Source organism: Mucilaginibacter frigoritolerans (assembly GCF_007830615.1).
Taxonomy (GTDB): Bacteria; Bacteroidota; Bacteroidia; order Sphingobacteriales; family Sphingobacteriaceae; genus Mucilaginibacter; species Mucilaginibacter frigoritolerans.
The window spans coordinates 60,149-77,592 of record NZ_VLLI01000002.1 but is presented as its reverse complement, the minus strand read 5'-3'; the positions used below and the strand labels follow the sequence as shown (position 1 = coordinate 77,592).

The 17,444-nt window shown below is 40.3% G+C and carries 17 protein-coding genes; 8 read left to right on the top strand and 9 right to left on the bottom strand.

The genetic code is table 11. The features are described 5' to 3' along the window. Window positions 1–3 precede the first annotated feature (3 nt). Window positions 4–864 carry a class I SAM-dependent methyltransferase gene (locus JN11_RS03770; protein ID WP_144909787.1) on the top strand — a complete coding sequence of 287 codons (861 nt, stop codon included), beginning with the start codon at window positions 4–6 and terminating at the stop codon, window positions 862–864. On the opposite strand, the gene JN11_RS03765 is transcribed toward JN11_RS03770, so the two are convergent. Then, window positions 846–3,176 (bottom strand): tetratricopeptide repeat protein, encoded by a 2,331-nt coding sequence (locus tag JN11_RS03765; RefSeq protein WP_144909785.1) that lies wholly within the window; start codon window positions 3,174–3,176, stop codon window positions 846–848. The two genes, JN11_RS03770 and JN11_RS03765, sit on opposite strands and share 19 nt — an antisense overlap. 155 nt (window positions 3,177–3,331) lie before the next feature. Between JN11_RS03765 and JN11_RS03760 the strand changes: the two genes are divergently transcribed. The 3 genes from JN11_RS03760 to JN11_RS03750 are packed head-to-tail and all read left to right on the top strand — an operon-like array spanning window position 3,332 to window position 5,752. Next, window positions 3,332–3,910 (top strand): RNA polymerase sigma factor, encoded by a 579-nt coding sequence (locus JN11_RS03760; RefSeq protein WP_170227684.1) that lies wholly within the window; start codon window positions 3,332–3,334, stop codon window positions 3,908–3,910. Next, window positions 3,907–4,470, top strand: a complete 564-nt coding sequence (locus JN11_RS03755; protein ID WP_144909783.1) for a hypothetical protein — start codon at window positions 3,907–3,909, stop codon at window positions 4,468–4,470. The genes JN11_RS03760 and JN11_RS03755 overlap by 4 nt, the downstream gene beginning before the upstream one ends. Next, window positions 4,451–5,752, top strand: a complete 1,302-nt coding sequence (locus JN11_RS03750; protein WP_144909781.1) for a DUF4097 family beta strand repeat-containing protein — start codon at window positions 4,451–4,453, stop codon at window positions 5,750–5,752. Before JN11_RS03755 ends, JN11_RS03750 begins: the two co-directional genes overlap by 20 nt. 136 nt (window positions 5,753–5,888) lie before the next feature. Here JN11_RS03750 and JN11_RS03745 read toward each other — a convergent pair whose 3' ends face one another. Further along, window positions 5,889–6,332, bottom strand: coding sequence for a hypothetical protein (locus JN11_RS03745; protein ID WP_144909779.1), 444 nt, complete (start codon window positions 6,330–6,332; stop codon window positions 5,889–5,891). A 119-nt stretch (window positions 6,333–6,451) separates the two neighbouring features. Here JN11_RS03745 and JN11_RS24360 point away from each other — a divergent pair, with 119 nt between their 5' ends. Together JN11_RS24360 and JN11_RS03740 are read left to right on the top strand one after the other, a co-directional pair. Then, a complete protein-coding gene (locus JN11_RS24360; protein ID WP_170227683.1) occupies window positions 6,452–6,610 on the top strand; it encodes a hypothetical protein in 159 nt (52 codons plus the stop codon). Window positions 6,611–6,711: 101 nt separating this feature from the next. Beyond that, on the top strand, window positions 6,712–7,740 hold the full coding sequence (locus JN11_RS03740) for a hypothetical protein (RefSeq protein ID WP_144909777.1): 1,029 nt from the start codon (window positions 6,712–6,714) through the stop codon (window positions 7,738–7,740). Between the two features lie 90 nt (window positions 7,741–7,830). On the opposite strand, the gene JN11_RS03735 is transcribed toward JN11_RS03740, so the two are convergent. The 3 genes from JN11_RS03735 to JN11_RS03725 all read right to left on the bottom strand — a co-directional run bounded on the left by JN11_RS03735 (window position 7,831) and on the right by JN11_RS03725 (window position 12,704). Further along, entirely contained in the window at window positions 7,831–8,772 is a 942-nt protein-coding gene (locus tag JN11_RS03735) for a DUF6624 domain-containing protein (protein WP_144909776.1), read from the bottom strand. 53 nt (window positions 8,773–8,825) lie between these two features. Beyond that, window positions 8,826–11,684 (bottom strand): excinuclease ABC subunit UvrA, encoded by a 2,859-nt coding sequence (gene uvrA, locus JN11_RS03730; protein ID WP_144909774.1) that lies wholly within the window; start codon window positions 11,682–11,684, stop codon window positions 8,826–8,828. A 210-nt stretch (window positions 11,685–11,894) separates the two neighbouring features. Next, entirely contained in the window at window positions 11,895–12,704 is an 810-nt protein-coding gene (locus JN11_RS03725) for a lytic transglycosylase domain-containing protein (RefSeq protein WP_246138936.1), read from the bottom strand. Window positions 12,705–12,925: 221 nt separating this feature from the next. On the opposite strand from JN11_RS03725, the gene JN11_RS03720 reads away from it, so the two are divergent. After that, window positions 12,926–14,458, top strand: a complete 1,533-nt coding sequence (locus tag JN11_RS03720) for a pseudouridine synthase (RefSeq protein ID WP_144909772.1) — start codon at window positions 12,926–12,928, stop codon at window positions 14,456–14,458. A 174-nt stretch (window positions 14,459–14,632) separates the two neighbouring features. Here JN11_RS03720 and JN11_RS03715 read toward each other — a convergent pair whose 3' ends face one another. Next, window positions 14,633–15,493, bottom strand: a complete 861-nt coding sequence (locus JN11_RS03715) for a methylated-DNA--[protein]-cysteine S-methyltransferase (RefSeq protein WP_144909770.1) — start codon at window positions 15,491–15,493, stop codon at window positions 14,633–14,635. Window positions 15,494–15,622: 129 nt separating this feature from the next. Here JN11_RS03715 and JN11_RS03710 point away from each other — a divergent pair, with 129 nt between their 5' ends. Then, on the top strand, window positions 15,623–16,129 hold the full coding sequence (locus JN11_RS03710; protein ID WP_144909768.1) for a DUF2165 family protein: 507 nt from the start codon (window positions 15,623–15,625) through the stop codon (window positions 16,127–16,129). A 16-nt stretch (window positions 16,130–16,145) separates the two neighbouring features. On the opposite strand, the gene JN11_RS03705 is transcribed toward JN11_RS03710, so the two are convergent. The 3 genes from JN11_RS03705 to JN11_RS03695 all read right to left on the bottom strand — a co-directional run bounded on the left by JN11_RS03705 (window position 16,146) and on the right by JN11_RS03695 (window position 17,429). Then, entirely contained in the window at window positions 16,146–16,454 is a 309-nt protein-coding gene (locus JN11_RS03705; protein ID WP_144909766.1) for a hypothetical protein, read from the bottom strand. 123 nt (window positions 16,455–16,577) lie between these two features. After that, the gene (locus JN11_RS03700) at window positions 16,578–16,850 is read right to left on the bottom strand and encodes a hypothetical protein (RefSeq protein ID WP_144909765.1); all 273 of its coding nucleotides are present in this window, start codon (window positions 16,848–16,850) and stop codon (window positions 16,578–16,580) included. An 87-nt stretch (window positions 16,851–16,937) separates the two neighbouring features. Then, window positions 16,938–17,429 carry an SRPBCC family protein gene (locus tag JN11_RS03695; RefSeq protein ID WP_144909763.1) on the bottom strand — a complete coding sequence of 164 codons (492 nt, stop codon included), beginning with the start codon at window positions 17,427–17,429 and terminating at the stop codon, window positions 16,938–16,940. Window positions 17,430–17,444: the final 15 nt, after the last annotated feature.

Here is a 17,444-nt window from a genome sequence, read left to right as displayed (position 1 = left end):
TATATGGATACTATTACCTGCCCGGCCTGCGGCAACCTATCAAAACTAAAATTTGAGCTAAAGCATCAAGTATATAAATGCCCGGAGTGTGGCTTGTATACTTCTAATGCCAGCTTTGATTTCTCTTTTCAATCGAGCCTGGAACTGGGCAGCCGTGAGGTTGGTTTAAAAAAGCTCCGTTTTGAAAACTTTGAGGTGATCATAAAATCGCTTATCGATTTAAAAGGTAAAAATATTAAGGGCCTTGAAATTGGTACTGGTAATGGCTGGTGGCTAAAGGTTTGCCAGGAACACGGGATAGACTGTATTGGCATTGAACCCGAAAAATCACATCAGGAATATCATATAGAAAACAACCTGAATGTATTTTATGGGTTTTACCCCGATATCAATATTAAGCGCGAAGAGGGCTACGACTTTATTATTTTTAATGATGTTTTTGAGCATATCCGCGATTTGGATGAGCTAATTATCTCACTAAAAGCCGACTTAAAAGATGATGGTCTGCTAATTATCAACCTGCCTATGAGTGATGGTTTCTTTTACCAAACTGCAATGCTGTTACATAAACTGGGTGTAAATTCTTACTTGAACAGGTTGTGGCAATTTAACTTCCACAGCCCGCACATGAACTATTTTAATGCCGAAAACCTTTTCCTGCTGTTAAAAAAACACGGCTTATCAAAAACAGTTGAATATAACCTTAACTCTATCGATTTTTCAACAGCAAAGCAACGAATCAGAGCCGATAAAGAGATCAGTAAAATAAAAGCCGCTATGTTAACTACCGGGTTGCAATTGTTAAAACCGGTAATAACGAGCGCTAAGTCTGATATTGGCGTGTTTTACTTCAAAATGGATTGAGACACCCTCCCGCTTTTGCCTTTTTCTGCCACTGCTAAGTTATTTTTCAAAACTTCGTAGTCTGGCTTTAATTGCAAGCCCTTTTTTGCTGCTGCAATAGCCTCATCCCAATGATGAAGCTGATTATTAGCTGCGCAGATATTGTTATAGGCCAACGGATAGTTGGGCTGTAACTCCAAAGCATAATTGCAATTGATAATACACTGCTTAAACAGCCCCTGGTTAAAACAGATCAAGCTAATATCAATAAAATCTGCTGCGGTAAGTCCTGTTGGTTTTATTCCTGCATCCTCTAAGCCTTGCTGCGCCTGCAACAAGTTATTTTTGGCAAGCTTAAAGTTGGGCCTTAATTGTAATGCGGCTCGGAGTACGGTATCTGCCTGTTGATACTGTTTTAGTTTGATGTATGCCGCACCTATATTATTATAAGCTTCGGCCGATGATGGGCTGATTTTTAAGGCTTGCTGTGCCATACCGATGCTTTGCACATAGCGGGCCGACTGATAATTTTTAAGACTCAGATCCAGGTATTTTTCAAAGGATTGGGCATTTTTGATTTTTTCCCCTTCCAAATCCAGTTCGTTGCGTTTTTGAATGGCCAAACGTAAATAGCTTAGGGCACCTGCATTTCCGGGTGCAATGTGCAGGGTTTGGTTAGCCATATCTACTACGTCATTCCAGCGAATCATTTTGCTGTAAATATTCATTAGCTGAATTTGCGGAGCCAAATACAATGGCGATAGCTTAACAGCCTGTAATAGTATAGGTTCTGCCTCGCTGTAACGCAGTTGATGTATTAAAAAAAGCCCGTAAAAATAGTATGTATCAGGAACTTTATTGCCCAGCTGGATACCAGCTTTGTAATAGTTTTCGGCAAGCTGAAGCTGTCCTTCTTTTTCTTTAACATAGCCCATATTGGTGTATAAAAGTGCGTAGTCGGGAGTAATACGCATGGCTTTTTGAAAATATTTTTCCGCTTCAGCGTATTTTTCCGCGGTCACTAAGGCAACCCCATAATTCATTAAACCGCGCCCGTTTAAAGGGCTTTTTATAGAAACATCCCGCCAAAGGCTTTCCTGAGTATGCCACACTTTATTACGTTGATAGGTGCCATAACCATAAGCCGCAAACAGCAGTATAACGGAGGCAATTATTAATCGTTTATTAATCTGCTTGCCATATTCGCGAAGCAATAATACCACCGTCCAACTTACGCTGATCACTAAACCCACAAAGGGGAAATACATACGGTGATCGTTCAACACTTCGCCCAAGGGTATAATGCTGGAGGTTGGCAGCAGTGCTAAAAAAAACCAGATAATACCAAAGCTGATGGGCTTGGTGCTTTTGTTTTTAGCTGTATAAAAAGCGGCAACAATCATTAACACAATAAATAGTGAACCTGCAAAAAAGCGCACATCCCCAATAGAGGGTAATAGCGTCCAATCGGTATCGGCACTTAGGGATGTTGGCAAAAAGAACTCACAGAAATAATGCAGTATCACAAAAGGCTGCGTAATGAAATATTGCATGGGCGATGTACCACCCGGCTCCCAGGTGTTGGGTGTCATTTTATCAATCCAAACATACAGCAGGGCGCAAAAAATAAAAGAGGGCACTGTTTTTAAAAACACAGTCCAAACTTGCTTTAATGCTGTTTTTTTAAACAGATCTGTAAAACCTAACTCCTGTTCAAACAGCAGCAGGTAGCAAAATAACAAGGGAGCAAACATCACTGCTGGCGGCTTACATAGGGCGCCTATTCCCACCGGTAGCAGGTATAAAAATGTTTTACGGCAAAAAGGCGAATAAATGTACAGCACAAATGCCAGCAAAACCATCAGGGTTGATTGTACATCGGCACGGGCGATAATATAATTTACTGTTTCGGCATTGGCCGGGTGCAGCATATACCAGGTAGCGGCAATAATAGCCGGGTAAGTATTATGGTTATTGCTGAGTGATTTATCAAACAGCTTTTTAAACAGCAAAACCATCAGTAGCCCTTGTAAAAGAAACAGGATAAAGGTAGATGCCTGAAAATAGGAAGGATAATAATCGCCGGCGAGCCAGTAATCAATAGCGAGGGAACTTACAGTTACCGGGCGATAAGCCTGGTTTTGGGGCAATACACTCATGGTGCTACCATCCTTAAAAAAGCGTGGAATATTTTTTAACGATCGTATATTAGCATTGTTAACTATGGTATGAAAATCATCGAACTGAAAAGTATTGGTGAAATGGTTTGAATAAATTAGCAGTGTAACCAGCATCATTATTCCAATGCCGGTATAAAAGGGTCTTTTAATCATTTAAAACCAGTATTTTGTTTTGCAATAATACTTAACTGATAAATATAATACAGATGTGGTGTTTCTGAAAATTAAAATAAATCGGGAATCTTAAATCCTGATGCCGAAATTTCCCGGCCCCATGCAACGTTCTGAAAAACACGGCGTCATATAACATGCAAGCTGATCAAAATTTGGAAGCAGTATATGTTGACAAGCACTACGACCTGGTGGTTGAGTGTAAACAAGGCAGTAAAAAAGCCTGTTATGAGTTGTATAAATTATATTCTAAAGCGATGTTAAACGTTGCCTTTAGGATAGTGGGAAATATTGCCGAAGCAGAGGATGTTTTACAGGAAGCATTCCTGGATGCATTTAACAAGGTAAAAGATTTCCGGCAGGATACTACTTTTGGGCTTTGGCTTAAACAAATAGTAGTAAACCGATCCATCAATATGCTGCGTAAACGCAAGCTGGAGCTTATTGAAATGGAGGGAGACATGCTGGAAAACATAGCCGATGAGGAGGCCGAGGATGATGAAGATATACAATACCAGGCGGCCCGGGTTAAAGAGGCCATAAAGGAATTACCGGAAGGATACAGGTTAGTAATATCATTATACCTGCTGGAAGGATATGACCATGAAGAAATAGGACAAGTACTGAATATTTCAGAAAATACCTCAAGAACCCAGTTTTTGAGAGCAAAAAGAAAATTGATTGATATTTTAAAGTATAAAGGGATAACATCATGAGCAAGCGATTAGAAGAATTTATAGAGATGAGCCGGGGCGAATTTGATGATTTAGAACCATCAGCAGATCTGTGGTCAAAAATTGAAATGCACCTGCCCCCACAATATAATGAAGTAAAAAAGCCCGAGGCAAAAACATTTTCATTGGGCTTTGTATTGCGTGTTGCAGCGGCGGTAATAGTGGTAATGGGTGTTGGCTTTGCAGCATATCTGCGCTCAGAAAAAAAGCCGCACATTGACCTGGCAGCAATTAATCCCATTTATGCTCAACAACAGGTAGAATATACCTCTATGATTGAGAGTAAGCGTTCTGAATTAAAATCGATAGCCAAATCCGATCCGCAATTGTATGAAGAGTTTAGCACTCAAATAGCAAAAATGGATTCAACTTATAAAAAATTAAACAGTGAGCTGAGTACCAGTCCTAACCAGGAACGGGTGCTACATGCAATGATCCGCAACCTGCAAATACAAACTGAAGTGCTTAACCAGCAATTGAATGTAATTGAGCAGTTTAACAAAATGAAAAATGAGCAAAAAGATGAAACCAAGAGCATATAAAACGTTATTGCCGGCTATTATAGCTTGTATGGCCATAAACACGGTTTGTTTTGCACAAAATGTTTCCGTTTCGGTAAGTACACAACCATCTGTATCGGTAAAAGCAACGGTTAATGAAAAAGATTTGCAGCTGCAATTGGATGGATTGGAAAAAACGTTGAATGAAGGTTTAAAGGATTTGGGTAAAAATCTGTCTATAAGTTTAAATGACGTTGCCCCTAAATTAAGTTTACAGCTAAATAACCTGGCCAACAATATCAGTATTGATGTAAACCCTGATGTAAATATCAGCTCAAGCGGGAGCAGTTGGAGTTATAGCTCTTCAGGCAGCAATAGTGATAATACTACGGATGAACAAAGTGGCAGGGAGAAAGTAAAAACTTATTCTAAAAGCTATCCTATTGATGGGAATGATAAAATAAGGCTCAGCAACCAATATGGAAAAATTACCGTTAGCACCTGGGACAAACACGAGGTAAAAGTTGATGTGGAGATTAAGGCCGAAGCAGCCTCTGATGATGACGCCCAGAAATTATTGGATGGCGTGCAGATAAGCGATGGTAAAAATGGGGATATAGTTTCTTTCAAGACAGAAATTGGACGCAACAACAGCTCGTGGAGCCTGTTTAATATGGGCAAAAATAAAGTAAGGAAGCTAACTATCAATTACACAGTATACATGCCATCCAGAACGGATCTGGATGTTGAAGAAAGTTATGGATCGATGGAATTGCCTACTTTGAGTGGAAAAGTAAAGATCAGCTCATCTTATGGTAGTGTATCTGCACAAAATCTGACCAATCCGGCTAATGAAATTGATGGAAGTTATGGCAGTTTGAATATTAATTCTATTAATGGTGCCCGCCTTGATTTTTCATACGGCAGCGTTAATATTGAAGAATGCAACAACCTTAAAGCTGATTTAAGCTATGGCTCATTTAAATTGGGCAGGTTGAAGGGCGGAGCCGACATGGATCTGTCATATGTTGGTGGTTTCAAGATTGATCAGTTGGCTAATTCCTTTAAAAAACTAAACATCAGCTCATCTTACTCTACCGTATCTTTAGGAGTACCAGGCACTAACAACTTTGATTTTGATATTACCACTACCTATGGTGGTTTTAATTTTAGCGATGATAAAGTGACCATCACCAGCAAAACCCCTGCCGATGGCAGCAAACATCCCGGTCCAACCAAAAACTTTAAGGGCCATTTTGGTAAAGAAGGATCAGAATCGCAGGTGAGTATCCGCTCTACCTACGGTGGTGTTAATTTTGATTGAGAGAGATATTCAGAAAAGAATCTATAATAGATAAGAGTCAGCCCGAATTTGTGGAGAAGGTTTCCATTAATTCGGGCTGATTGGGTTTAGGCTAAAAGTATCCACCTTGTCGTCTATCATTTAAACACAGAAAAATTTATAATTCACTTTTGCCATTAATGATTTCTATTTTTAATGAGTATGCTGTGCTTAACTTTTTGTCATTTATTAAAGTAATCTGAAATCCCTTTTTATGGTCGACCCATAGCTGCTGATCGTTAATCTTTTTCAATGATGGGTAGTACATCTTAAATTTATTTATTTCCTGATTTGGTAATTGATCACCCCAATATTCATTAATGTATTTAAAACATTTATGGTTGGAAGTAAAATAACAAGTAGTTCGAAAAATACAGTCATTTCCTTCCGGAGGGATTGAATATGAAAAGTTAGCTTTTTTTAGAGATTTATTTACAAGCTTTCCTTGATGCAAAACGATGACTTTATTTATTTCAGATAGATTGTGATTTAATAAGGTTTGAGATTTGGATTTTAACCCAACAATTATTAAAACCAAAAGCAAAATACATTTTGGGTACATTTTTGTAATATTAAAGTTTACCCGAAGTTACAAATGTATATGTAACGAAAGAGTTTTAGGAGCTTCAATACCACAATGAAAATAAAAACAGCTACTTTTACTTATTAAATTGAAAAACTATGAAAGCGTTAATGGCGCCAATAATGGCTGTTATTTTTTTAGCATGGGTGTTTTATATAACTTTTATAACTAAAACCATAAAAAAGAATAAGAATGAAGTTTTTGCTGGCTTTTTCTTTATAGCTGTTTGGGCGGTTATTTTGGTGCTGATAACTTGATTTATCGAACCATCAGTTTTTATTGACAGTTTCCTCTGCGTTCTCATAGGACAAGTACGGGTGCTCCAATAGGCATTCGTTAAAATTCAATTCAGAAAAGAATGTTGATTCTCAACCTTAAAACCAATCGTCAGGTGGTTGCCTTAATATTGCCGGTAACGTTGGTTTTTTTGCTGATCCTTTTAAGTTTTACGCAGTTTTTTATTACTCATAATCATAATTTATCAATAGCCATTACCCTGGATCTGATATTTTCCATTCCCTTAATTCATGTTGTACTTAGCACACGGAGTAGTAATTTAAAATACTCAACTGCCTTGTTTTTCACAGCTGGTTTAATTGTGGCAAGTTTTATAATTCCTAAAAACAATCAGTTTTTGTTGCATGAAGTGAAGGTATGGGTTGTTCCGGTTATTGAGTTTTGTGGCATTGTATTTTTCGTTATACAAACAAAAAAAATACGATCAAAGCACGCATCTCTCAAGAAAAACAGTGATGATTTCTATACCGTATTTAAACAGATCTCGAAAGATGTATTGCCAGCAAGATTAGCGTCGATTATAACTGCGGAAATATCTGCCTTTTATTACGGGTTTTTTAATTGGCGAAAAGTTGTTTACGATAATAAAACCTTTAGCTATCATAAAAAAACCGGAACAATATCGCTAATTGGTGTCTTTATTTTTATGATTTTAATTGAGGCATCTGTTTTTCATTTGCTATTGCAAAAATGGAGTGGAAAAGTTGCCTGGGTGGTATCAGGATTGAGTTTTTACGCGGTGCTACAGGCCTTTGGGATATTAAGATCTATCCTTAAGAGACCTATTCAAATTAATGACAGCCAGTTAGTTGTTCCATATGGTATATTGGCAGAAACAGCATTTGATTTAACGGATATTGCAAGTGTGGAGATTTATAATAAAGTAAGTATAACCGGTGAAAATTTAAGAGGTATTTCCCCATTTAAAAAGATAGAAGAGCCTGATATTATTTTGAATCTTACCAAAGCCTACTACATCGAAGGAATTTATGGGAAGAAAAAAGCTTTCGACCAGTTACTGATCAATGTTGATGAAAAAGAAGTATTTCTAAAGCAATTACAGCTTTTAACTGCATCTTCTACCGGGTGATTATAAATCTAAGAGATAGACAGGTTATCAGCCTGAACGTAGTCGAGATATAGCTGCTACTTTCGGGCTGATAAGGTTTAGGCTAAAGCCTTACTCCTTCGGCAGTTTATAATCAATCCCAAACAGTTTGGCATACTCTTCCAGCGGCATCAAACCAACGGTAGCACGGCGTTTATTTACGTTTGGTTCATCTTCAATGGGCCTTAAATAGTATTTGTTGGTTTTGGTATCAAGGCCAACCTGGCTGCCGTAAATCTGTTTTTTGCCTTCTTCAAGGGCCGTACGGTCTTCCAGCAGGGCCAGGTCATCCGGGCGTGCTTTGCCTTCTTTTACTGCCTGGCGCATAATGGGCAGGTATTTTTCATGAATGGGTTGCTCGGCATGCTGAATAACCAAAAACTCAGCAACCGTGCCGATGTCGCCTACCTGATCGGGTCCCAACCAGCCATATTTGTCCAAAATGTTTTCTGTTTTTATCAGGTCGATAGAGTCTTTTTTACCGATTTCGGCGCTTAAGGATTTCATTTCTTTTGAATCGTAACCATATTTCTTGATTACAGAGTCCATCTTTACCCTGCCCGATTGATCGTCTTCATAAATCTGCTTCAGCTCGGCGTACACAGGCTTATTATAGTGGGCCTCGGCATTGTCCTTGTTTGCTTTAACTAATTTTATTAAAGCTGGCCACTTGCTGTCGTTGTGTAAAGGAATAAGGTCTGCATCTTTTGTAATATGCCCGTAGTTAGTATAGGTGCCATTGTTGGCTATCAGCATTAAATTGGAAAATGCGCTATCAGGATAACCAGCTAATGACCAGCTACACGCCGCGTTATACCTGTCGTCGGTTTTTGCTTTCCAGCCGTTTGACTTAAAAGCCTCTGAATAAGTGAATGCCGATTGCTTGTACGCTTTAACATTATACAAAGAATCAGCCTTTTGTACCAATAGCATGTATTGTGGGGGAAACACCACTTGAGCGGTGCTTATTTTAAATAAAAACAAGCACCCCATTAGCAAAACCAGGTTTTTCATTGGGAAAAGGATTAAAAATCTAATTTAACTAATTGCTTAGTTAAATCAAAGCTTTATTTCTTTTTCCCGCTCGGTTCCATTTCTTTTTTCAGGAATTGCCCTGTAAAGCTTTCTTTTACCTTGCATAATCCTTCGGGCGTGCCGCTGAACAATATTTTACCGCCTCCGGAGCCACCTTCGGGACCGAGGTCAATTACATGGTCAACCACTTTTATCACATCCAAATTGTGCTCAATTACCAATACGGTATTGCCTTTATCAACCAGCTGATTGAGTACGCCAAGTAATACATTGATATCCTCAAAATGCAAACCTGTAGTTGGTTCATCCAGAATATAAAAAGTATTGCCGGTATCTTTTTTGGATAGTTCGGTAGCGAGCTTTACGCGTTGTGCCTCACCACCCGATAGGGTGGTTGATGATTGCCCAAGGGTGATATAACCCAGGCCCACATCATTTAAGGTTTTTACCTTACGGTAAATGGCTGGGATATGCTCAAAAAACGGCGTAGCATCCTCAATACTCATGTCCAGCACATCGCTTATGGATTTACCACGGTAGCGTACTTCCAGTGTTTCACGGTTATATCTCCGTCCACTACATTCTTCACAAGGTACTTGTACATCAGGCAAAAAGTTCATTTCAATAACTTTCATGCCGGCGCCCTGGCAGGTTTCACAACGGCCACCCTTCACGTTAAATGAAAAACGACCGGGTTTATAACCCCTGATCCTTGATTCGGGAAGCGCTACATACAAGTTACGGATATCAGAGAACACGCCCGTATAGGTAGCCGGGTTTGATCGTGGTGTGCGACCAATAGGTGTTTGGTCAATTTCAATAACCTTATCAATATGCTCCAGACCTTCTATTTTTTCGTAAGGCAGCGGATGTTTCTTCGCTCTGAAAAAATGGTGATTTAAAATAGGATATAGTGTTTCTGTAATTAGGCTCGATTTACCACTGCCAGATACCCCGGTAATACCGATAAGTTTACCCAAAGGAAAATCAACCGATACTTTTTTGAGGTTGTGACCGGTAGCTTTTTTAAGGCTTAATGTTTTACCATTGCCTTCGCGCCTATGTTCGGGTATGGCAATTTCACGCTCACCGTTAATATAGCTGGTGGTAAGGGTATGCGCCTTCATTAATTCAGCAGGTGTACCCTGGGCAACAATTTGTCCGCCATGTACCCCGGCTGCCGGGCCCATGTCAATTACATGGTCGGCGTGCAATATCATGTCTTTATCGTGCTCCACAACCAATACGGTATTCCCTAAATCGCGCAGGTTTTTGAGGGCATTTATTAAACGCTCATTATCACGCTGATGCAGGCCAATACTCGGTTCATCAAGAATGTACATCACATTCATTAACTGTGAGCCTATTTGTGTGGCCAGCCTGATACGCTGTGCCTCACCGCCCGACAGCGTTTTGGCCGTACGATCGAGCGTTAAATAACTTAAGCCAACATCCAGCAGAAAAACTATTCGCGCCCTGATCTCTTTCAGAATCTCTTTGGCGATAACGTTCTGGCGTTCAGATAAACGATCTTCCAGTCCGGCAAACCATTCTTGCAGGGTATTAATGTCCATGCAGGCCAGTTCGAAAATGTTTTTATTATCAACCTTAAAATGCAGCGATTCCTTTTTTAAGCGTGCGCCATCACAAACGGGGCAGGTTCTGAGCACACGATAATTTTCCATATCGTCCATCCCTTCATCGCCACGGCGTTCCTGCTGCTCTTCCAGCATGCGGATAATACCATCAAACGAGATCTGGTAGCTCTGTACGTTCCATTTGTTATACTCCACCGCTACGGTGATCATCTCGGTTGATCCGTTCAGGATAATATCCAGGTGATCTCTCGATAATTTTTCAATAGGGGTTGATAATGAAAATTCATATTTTTTGGCCAAAGCCTTTAACACCTGGAAAATCCAGGTTTCGCGGTATTCACCAATAGGAGTCAATCCACCATTAAGGATGCTCAGTTTGGGATTGGGGATAACAGAAGCCTCGTCAATTTCAAAAATATAACCCAGGCCGCTGCATTTCTCGCAGGCACCATAAGGCGAGTTAAATGAGAATGTATTAGGTTGAGGCTCATCATACGAAATACCCGAAACCGGGTCCATCAGGTATTTGCTGTAGTAAGCAACGTTATTGTCTTTATCGGCAATCCGGATAATGCCTTTGGCAATTTTTAATGCTGCCTGGATAGAGGTATATAATCGCTTGGGTTCATTCTGATCAACCACCAATCGATCAACCACAATATCAATATCATGGATTTTGTAACGATCCACCTGCATTTTAGGTTCTACATCGGCAATTTCGCCATCAATCCAAACTTTCAGATATCCCTGCTTGCGGATCTGCTCAAACAGTTCGCGGTAGTGGCCTTTACGGGCCTTTACTACCGGGGCAAGGATGTTTACCGGCTGACCGTTAAATTTTTCGGATATGGTACGCAGTATCTGCTCTTCAGACATGCGCTCCATCTTTTCACCACTCACATACGAGTATGCCTCGCCTGTACGGGCAAAAAGCAAACGCATAAAATCATAGATCTCGGTAATGGTACCCACGGTTGAACGCGGGTTTTTACTGGTTGTTTTTTGCTCAATGGCAATAACCGGACTCAATCCCGAAACCTTATCTACGTCTGGACGTTCCATTCCGCCCATAAACTGGCGCGAATAGGCCGAAAAGGTTTCCATGTAACGGCGCTGCCCCTCGGCATAAATGGTATCAAATGCCAATGATGATTTCCCGCTGCCGCTTAGGCCGGTAATTACTACTAGCTGGTTGCGCGGAAAAGAAACATCAATATTTTTTAAATTATGTACCCGGGCTCCGTAAACTTCAACTTCAGTTTGCTCGCCAAGGTCAATGTGATCTGTAATCATGTAATGCAATTATCCTTTGAGTAGATCGGGCTGATCAGGTTGGACTAAGCTGACTATGTTTTGCTGTATTTAAAAAAACGCAATCAACCACCCTCTTTACCAACTCAATCAACTAATTATAAAGCACAAATATACGCAAAAAAAAGGCCGGTCATCGGGTTAGGATGGCCGGCCTGTGAGTGCTCCGTAATTAATTTTACTTTTTGATGGTTAATTGATAGCCAGCAATTCAGGCGAACCTGGGTTAAAGTATTTTAATTGATAATGCTTTTTAAAGCCGTATTTCTGTGGCTGCTGAATAATAGCTTTCATAGCAATAAGGTTATACACGTATACACCGGTTTCGCGGTTTAAATTCATACGGTAGTAATTGTCCTCATTTTGCTGACGAATAGCTTTTTCCAGCTTAATTGATCCATTGTTATAAGCAGCGGCGGTTAAGGTCCAGCTGTTAAACTCGGCATACAGCTCTTTAATGTAAATACATGCCGCTTTGGTTGATTTGCGGATATTCATCCGTTCGTCAATGCCATGGCCAACTTTAAGGCCATAGGTACGTGCCGTACCTGCCATAAATTGCCATGGGCCGCGGGCGCCTTTTGATGATGATCCTTCGCCAAAGCCTGATTCCACTAAAGGAATATACTTAAAGTCGTCAGGAATACCGTAGGCCTGTAAAATAGGTTCAATAATAGGAAATATTCTTGCTGCTTTATTTTGCAGAATATTTGATTGAACATGCCTGAAGTTGTGTGTAACGAGAGAGCGCTTTAATTTGCGGTTTACAACTTCATCATTTGTAGGTATAGTTTCATTTGCGAAACTGTACACAGGCTCATCTTCTGTGTTGGTGAAAATAAATTCGGGCTTGTAAGCCTCGGTCTGTGCATGTTTTTTTGCTGATTTTTTTCTCCTTGGTACAGCATTTGCACCTAAGATATTAATCATTGAAAAGATAACCAGCAGCACGATTACGGAGCACGTAATTGGGTGTCGTTTAGTCATTTCTTTTTTATCCATATATATACATTTTGGTAGAATGCGCTGCAAAGGTACGATATACGAATCAGATTATCAAACACTTATGCTTTTGCGACGTTTGAAAACTATAGTTTTGGGTTCAAAAACTGCGTTTAAAAGCGCTAAACATAATATTTGAACCGATAAAAAAAATTGTAATTATCCTCAAAAAATCACTAACTTTGACCCCTACACGCTGCGAAAGCGCTAACTCAAAAACTATGGCATTTAACAGACCAGGTAACGGAAAGGGCGACCAATCCGGAAGATCATCAAACAGGGCTTCAAAAGCCGGTGACAGGCCAAAAAGATCATCAGGTACAGATCGTACTGAAAACAATTCATCAAAAAGATACAGTAGTGACCGCCCTGCGCAAGCAGGTGGAAGCAAGCCTTACCAAAAACGCGAAGGTGGTGATAAACCGGCCAGCAGCTTTAGTAGTTCTGGAAGCGACAGACGTTCACCCCGCAGCAAGCCATATAGTGGCAGACCTGCTGATGCTGGCGATGACAGACCAAAAAGAAGCTTTGGTGGTGGTGAATCATCTGGCGACAGAAAATCATTTTCACCACGCAGTAAACCTTATAGTGGCAGAGTCGCCGATAGCGGTGATGATAGACCAAAAAGAAGTTTCGGTGGTGGTGAATCATCTGGCGACAGAAAATCATTTTCACCGCGCAGCAAGCCATACGGTAGCAGGCCTGCCGATAGCGGTGATGACAGACCAAAAAGAAGTTTCAGTGGTGGTGCACCATCAGGCGATAAAAAACCTTTTTCTTCACGCGGTAAATCGACCGGTTCATTTAATGCCGATGATAAACCTAAAAGAAGCTTTGCAAGTGATCGTCCCGGCGATAAGAAATTTGCAGGCAAGCCATCAGCCGGTGGATTTAAAAAGCCTTATGGCGATAAACCCGCTGATAGCGACAGACCGCAACGTTCAAGAACTAAATACGATAAAATAACACCTGACCTGGATGCTCCGGTAAAAACCTTACGAGGCCGTAAAAAAGCTGCAGAGCCTAAAGCAAAGGATACCGGATTAATCCGTTTAAACCGTTATATCTCCAATGCAGGGATCTGCTCACGCCGTAAAGCTGATGAGTTGATTATTGCAGGAGTAGTTTCTGTTAATGGTGTGGTGATTTCTGAACTGGGTCATAAAGTTGATCCGCAAAAAGATGAGATCCGCTACAATGGTGAAACGTTGAAACGCGAAAAGATGGTTTATGTGTTATTAAATAAACCGAAAGACTATATTACTACTACCGAAGATCCGCAGGAACGCCGTACCGTAATGCACCTGGTTGAAAAAGCCAGCCGCGAACGCATTTACCCTATAGGCCGTTTAGATCGTAACACCACCGGTTTGTTATTAATGACCAATGATGGCGATCTTGCTGATAAACTTTCACACCCACGCAATAACATTGTTAAACTTTACCAGGTTGAACTGAACAAAAGCTTAACCCAGGGTGATTTAAACAAAATTTCTTTCGGACTTGAGCTGGAAGATGGTTTAATTAAGCCTGATTCTATATCATACGTTGCCGGTGGTTCAAAACGTGAAATTGGTATACAGATACACAGCGGTAAAAACCGTATTGTACGCCGTATATTTGAGCACCTGGGCTACGAAGTGGTAAAGCTTGACAGAGCCGTTTATGCTAACCTTACCAAAAAAGATCTTCCGCGCGGCAGATGGAGGTTTTTGGAGGAAAGCGAAGTGGTACAGTTAAAGCACTTAATTTAAGCTACTAATACATCATCAAATATTTAATTTAATGAGAAAGCTCTGCTAAAAGCAGGGCTTTTCTTTTTAGTCAGCCCCACCTAAATCCTCCCCGGTAGGGAGGACTTGTAAAAACAAGAGCGGGCGAAGCTGAAGTCTCCCCTACCGGGGGAGATTTAGAGGGGGCCTATTTCATTAGTGTGTCATTACCGCATTATCCTTCAAAGCGGCTTCCCAGCCTATAATTGCATTTTTACGTGTTGGCCCCCAATGGTATTGCCCAACTTCGCCGGTTGATTTAATTACCCTGTGGCAGGGAATCAGGAACGCTACCGGGTTACTGGCTACCGCAGTGCCAACGGCCCGGTGAGCATTTTCGGAGCCTGCCTTTTTAGCGAGAGCAGCATATGAGGTAAGCATGCCGACTGGTACTTTTAAAAGCGTTTCCCATACTTTTATTTGAAAATCTGTACCCTTAAGATGCAGCTTTATCTCTTGTAGCTTACTCCAATCCTGTGTAAAGACAAACAGGGCATTTTGCTGAATTACATCTACCAGCTGACTGTAAGCCGCATTAGGATAGTTTGCTTTCAATAGCTTCAGGGCTTTTTCTTCGCCCTCATCAACAAAGGCCATATGGCAAATACCTTTTGTAGTTGATGCTACAATCACTTTTCCAAAAGGGCTATCTGCAAAAGAATAATTGATATGAAGTGCAGCGCCACCGTTCTTGTATTCGCCGGGTGTCATCCCTTCAACCTTTACAAAAAGATCATGCAGCCTACCTGTGCCTGACAGGCCGGTTTCAAACGCAGTAGCCAGCAGGTTAGTGTCGGCTTGTTTTAAAATATCCTTGGCATGTTCCACACTTAAATACTGGAGGAATTGCTTGGGCGTAACCCCTGCCCATTCCTTAAACATGCGCTGAAAATGAAACGGACTCAAATGCACATGTTCGGCAACATCTTCCAGCTTTGGTTGTGCTTTAAAGTTTTCCTTAAAATAGCTGATTGCTTGAGCAATCCGGCTATAATCTAATTCCTGTTGAGCGGTCATGATCTGATTTTGTATTACACAAATTTACCTGTCATAATCTGAACAGGCAATCCGTTTCTTGCTGAGTTATTAGCGGATAATCTCTTTTTGAAAGATAATCGCCATATTTGATAACCAAATCCTTACACCATGTTTCCTGTTCAGTTTTTATTCCGGTTTGCCAAAACAATTGCAGTGGCTGCAATAGGTTTAATGGCATTGCTTATAGTTATTGGTAATACTACCGATTATTTTACCAACTATCTGTTTGTTGAGCATGTATTAAAGATGGATACCATTTTTCCTCACAGCAATCTGTTATACAGAAGTATTAACAGTACTTTTATTTTTCATACCGGGTATATCCTGCTGATAACTATGGAAGCCATAATGGCTTTTTGCTGTTTAAAAGGAAGTTGGGTATTGTTTAAAAATATAAAAAGTAATGCAGTAAGCTTTCATGCAGCCAAAGATTGGGCTGTAGCGGGGATTATAGTGGGTATAGTTATTTGGTTTTTAGGCTTTGAAGTAATAGGAGGCGAATGGTTTGCCATGTGGCAAAGCAACACCTGGAACGGCTTAGGAGCTGCAGAAAGAATATTGAGTTTTTTGGTGCTGGTGCTTATCCTGCTGCATTTAAAGGAAGAAGATTATTAAAACAGTATTTTCGTCCCTAAAAATAAACCTCCGTTGAAGCTACCAGATTCAATAATTCCAACTTGGGTTCAACTTCTAATTGACTTGAATTGAGCTCTTCGGCAAATTTTTTGAATGAAGCCAAATTCTGTAATACCAAATGCGCTTCTTCGCTTTCAAACTGGTCAAAATGCATAAACGTTTTTCCATCCGGAAGTAACCAGGTGGTGTATTTTATGCCGGGATGATTCAGCGATTTTAATTCTTTAACAATAGCAGCAATATTCTGCTGATTGGTAGCCACAAATTCCGGCCGGGCAGTATAATGAACACGTACTACTTTCATAAGTATAAAATTAAACTAAATGGCACTGTAAGGCAAGTGCTAAACATGCCAATAAGCGGTGGTAATTACGACAAGATTTAACCTCAGAGTATTATCGAAGACTACGGAAAAGCCTTATTGTAATTAAAATACCTCTTTATAGTTAATGATAAATTTAGCCAGTTGTTCCTGTTCGGTAACGGTTAGTGTATTGCCGTCGTAAATCCAATAACCATTAGTATCAAACAGAATACGGCCCAGGTAATCAGGACTAGCTTCGTACGCAGTATACAGTTGGTAGCAGGTTACCGGTGCCGTATTTTCAGTATCCAAAACAATTTGCACCACCTCATCGGGGCTGTTCTTTCTTTTTAGCCATGCCCTGGCCTCGCCATTTAGATGAATATTGTTTACCATACACAAGCAAAGGTGAAAAATATTTTTATAAAATACTAATATTTTTAGTATTGCTTGCGTCCAGTTTCAAAAAAATTAAGTCTTGGGCTATTTCAACCCCCATTTTTCAACCATTTGAGAGTCAAAATGATCATTACTTTTAGAAGTAGCTTGTCCTTTGCCTGTGGCAATCAGGCTTTGTAAACTATCATTAATGTAGTGGCTCCAAGCTTCATTACAAACCTGGTAGCACTCGTATTGCGGAACCAAACCCTGATGAGTAAAACGGATTTCTGTTTTATCGCCCTTTTTACTGATTTCAAAAATGATTTTTGTGTTTATCCATTCGTTTTTATCTGCTATAAAATTGAAATAGTTGTCGGTAACGAGCCAAACTACTCGTTGTGCCGGAACAAGCTCCACAATTTTTATGGTACAGCGATGAACATCTTCATAATGGTACGCAAACTCGCCATGGAGGGTGTCTGTGCTGCCTTCTATGTTTTCTGACCACCATCCGCGAACATTATTGATGGCATCAAAAGCCACTTCCGGAGTTTGATCTACCAATAGTGTGGTAGTGAAATCCTGATTATTCATAATCTTATTTTTTAT

Bases quoted from the DNA above. Each gene is read 5' to 3' on its own strand.
- JN11_RS03770 (WP_144909787.1), top strand. From the start codon at position 4: ATGGATACTATTACCTGCCCGGCCTGCGGCAACCTATCAAAACTAAAA.
- JN11_RS03765 (WP_144909785.1), bottom strand. From the start codon at position 3,176: ATGATTAAAAGACCCTTTTATACCGGCATTGGAATAATGATGCTGGTT.
- JN11_RS03760 (WP_170227684.1), top strand. From the start codon at position 3,332: ATGCAAGCTGATCAAAATTTGGAAGCAGTATATGTTGACAAGCACTAC.
- JN11_RS03755 (WP_144909783.1), top strand. From the start codon at position 3,907: ATGAGCAAGCGATTAGAAGAATTTATAGAGATGAGCCGGGGCGAATTT.
- JN11_RS03750 (WP_144909781.1), top strand. From the start codon at position 4,451: ATGAAACCAAGAGCATATAAAACGTTATTGCCGGCTATTATAGCTTGT.
- JN11_RS03745 (WP_144909779.1), bottom strand. From the start codon at position 6,332: ATGTACCCAAAATGTATTTTGCTTTTGGTTTTAATAATTGTTGGGTTA.
- JN11_RS24360 (WP_170227683.1), top strand. From the start codon at position 6,452: ATGAAAGCGTTAATGGCGCCAATAATGGCTGTTATTTTTTTAGCATGG.
- JN11_RS03740 (WP_144909777.1), top strand. From the start codon at position 6,712: ATGTTGATTCTCAACCTTAAAACCAATCGTCAGGTGGTTGCCTTAATA.
- JN11_RS03735 (WP_144909776.1), bottom strand. From the start codon at position 8,772: ATGAAAAACCTGGTTTTGCTAATGGGGTGCTTGTTTTTATTTAAAATA.
- uvrA (WP_144909774.1), bottom strand. From the start codon at position 11,684: ATGATTACAGATCACATTGACCTTGGCGAGCAAACTGAAGTTGAAGTT.
- JN11_RS03725 (WP_246138936.1), bottom strand. From the start codon at position 12,704: ATGGATAAAAAAGAAATGACTAAACGACACCCAATTACGTGCTCCGTA.
- JN11_RS03720 (WP_144909772.1), top strand. From the start codon at position 12,926: ATGGCATTTAACAGACCAGGTAACGGAAAGGGCGACCAATCCGGAAGA.
- JN11_RS03715 (WP_144909770.1), bottom strand. From the start codon at position 15,493: ATGACCGCTCAACAGGAATTAGATTATAGCCGGATTGCTCAAGCAATC.
- JN11_RS03710 (WP_144909768.1), top strand. From the start codon at position 15,623: ATGTTTCCTGTTCAGTTTTTATTCCGGTTTGCCAAAACAATTGCAGTG.
- JN11_RS03705 (WP_144909766.1), bottom strand. From the start codon at position 16,454: ATGAAAGTAGTACGTGTTCATTATACTGCCCGGCCGGAATTTGTGGCT.
- JN11_RS03700 (WP_144909765.1), bottom strand. From the start codon at position 16,850: ATGGTAAACAATATTCATCTAAATGGCGAGGCCAGGGCATGGCTAAAA.
- JN11_RS03695 (WP_144909763.1), bottom strand. From the start codon at position 17,429: ATGAATAATCAGGATTTCACTACCACACTATTGGTAGATCAAACTCCG.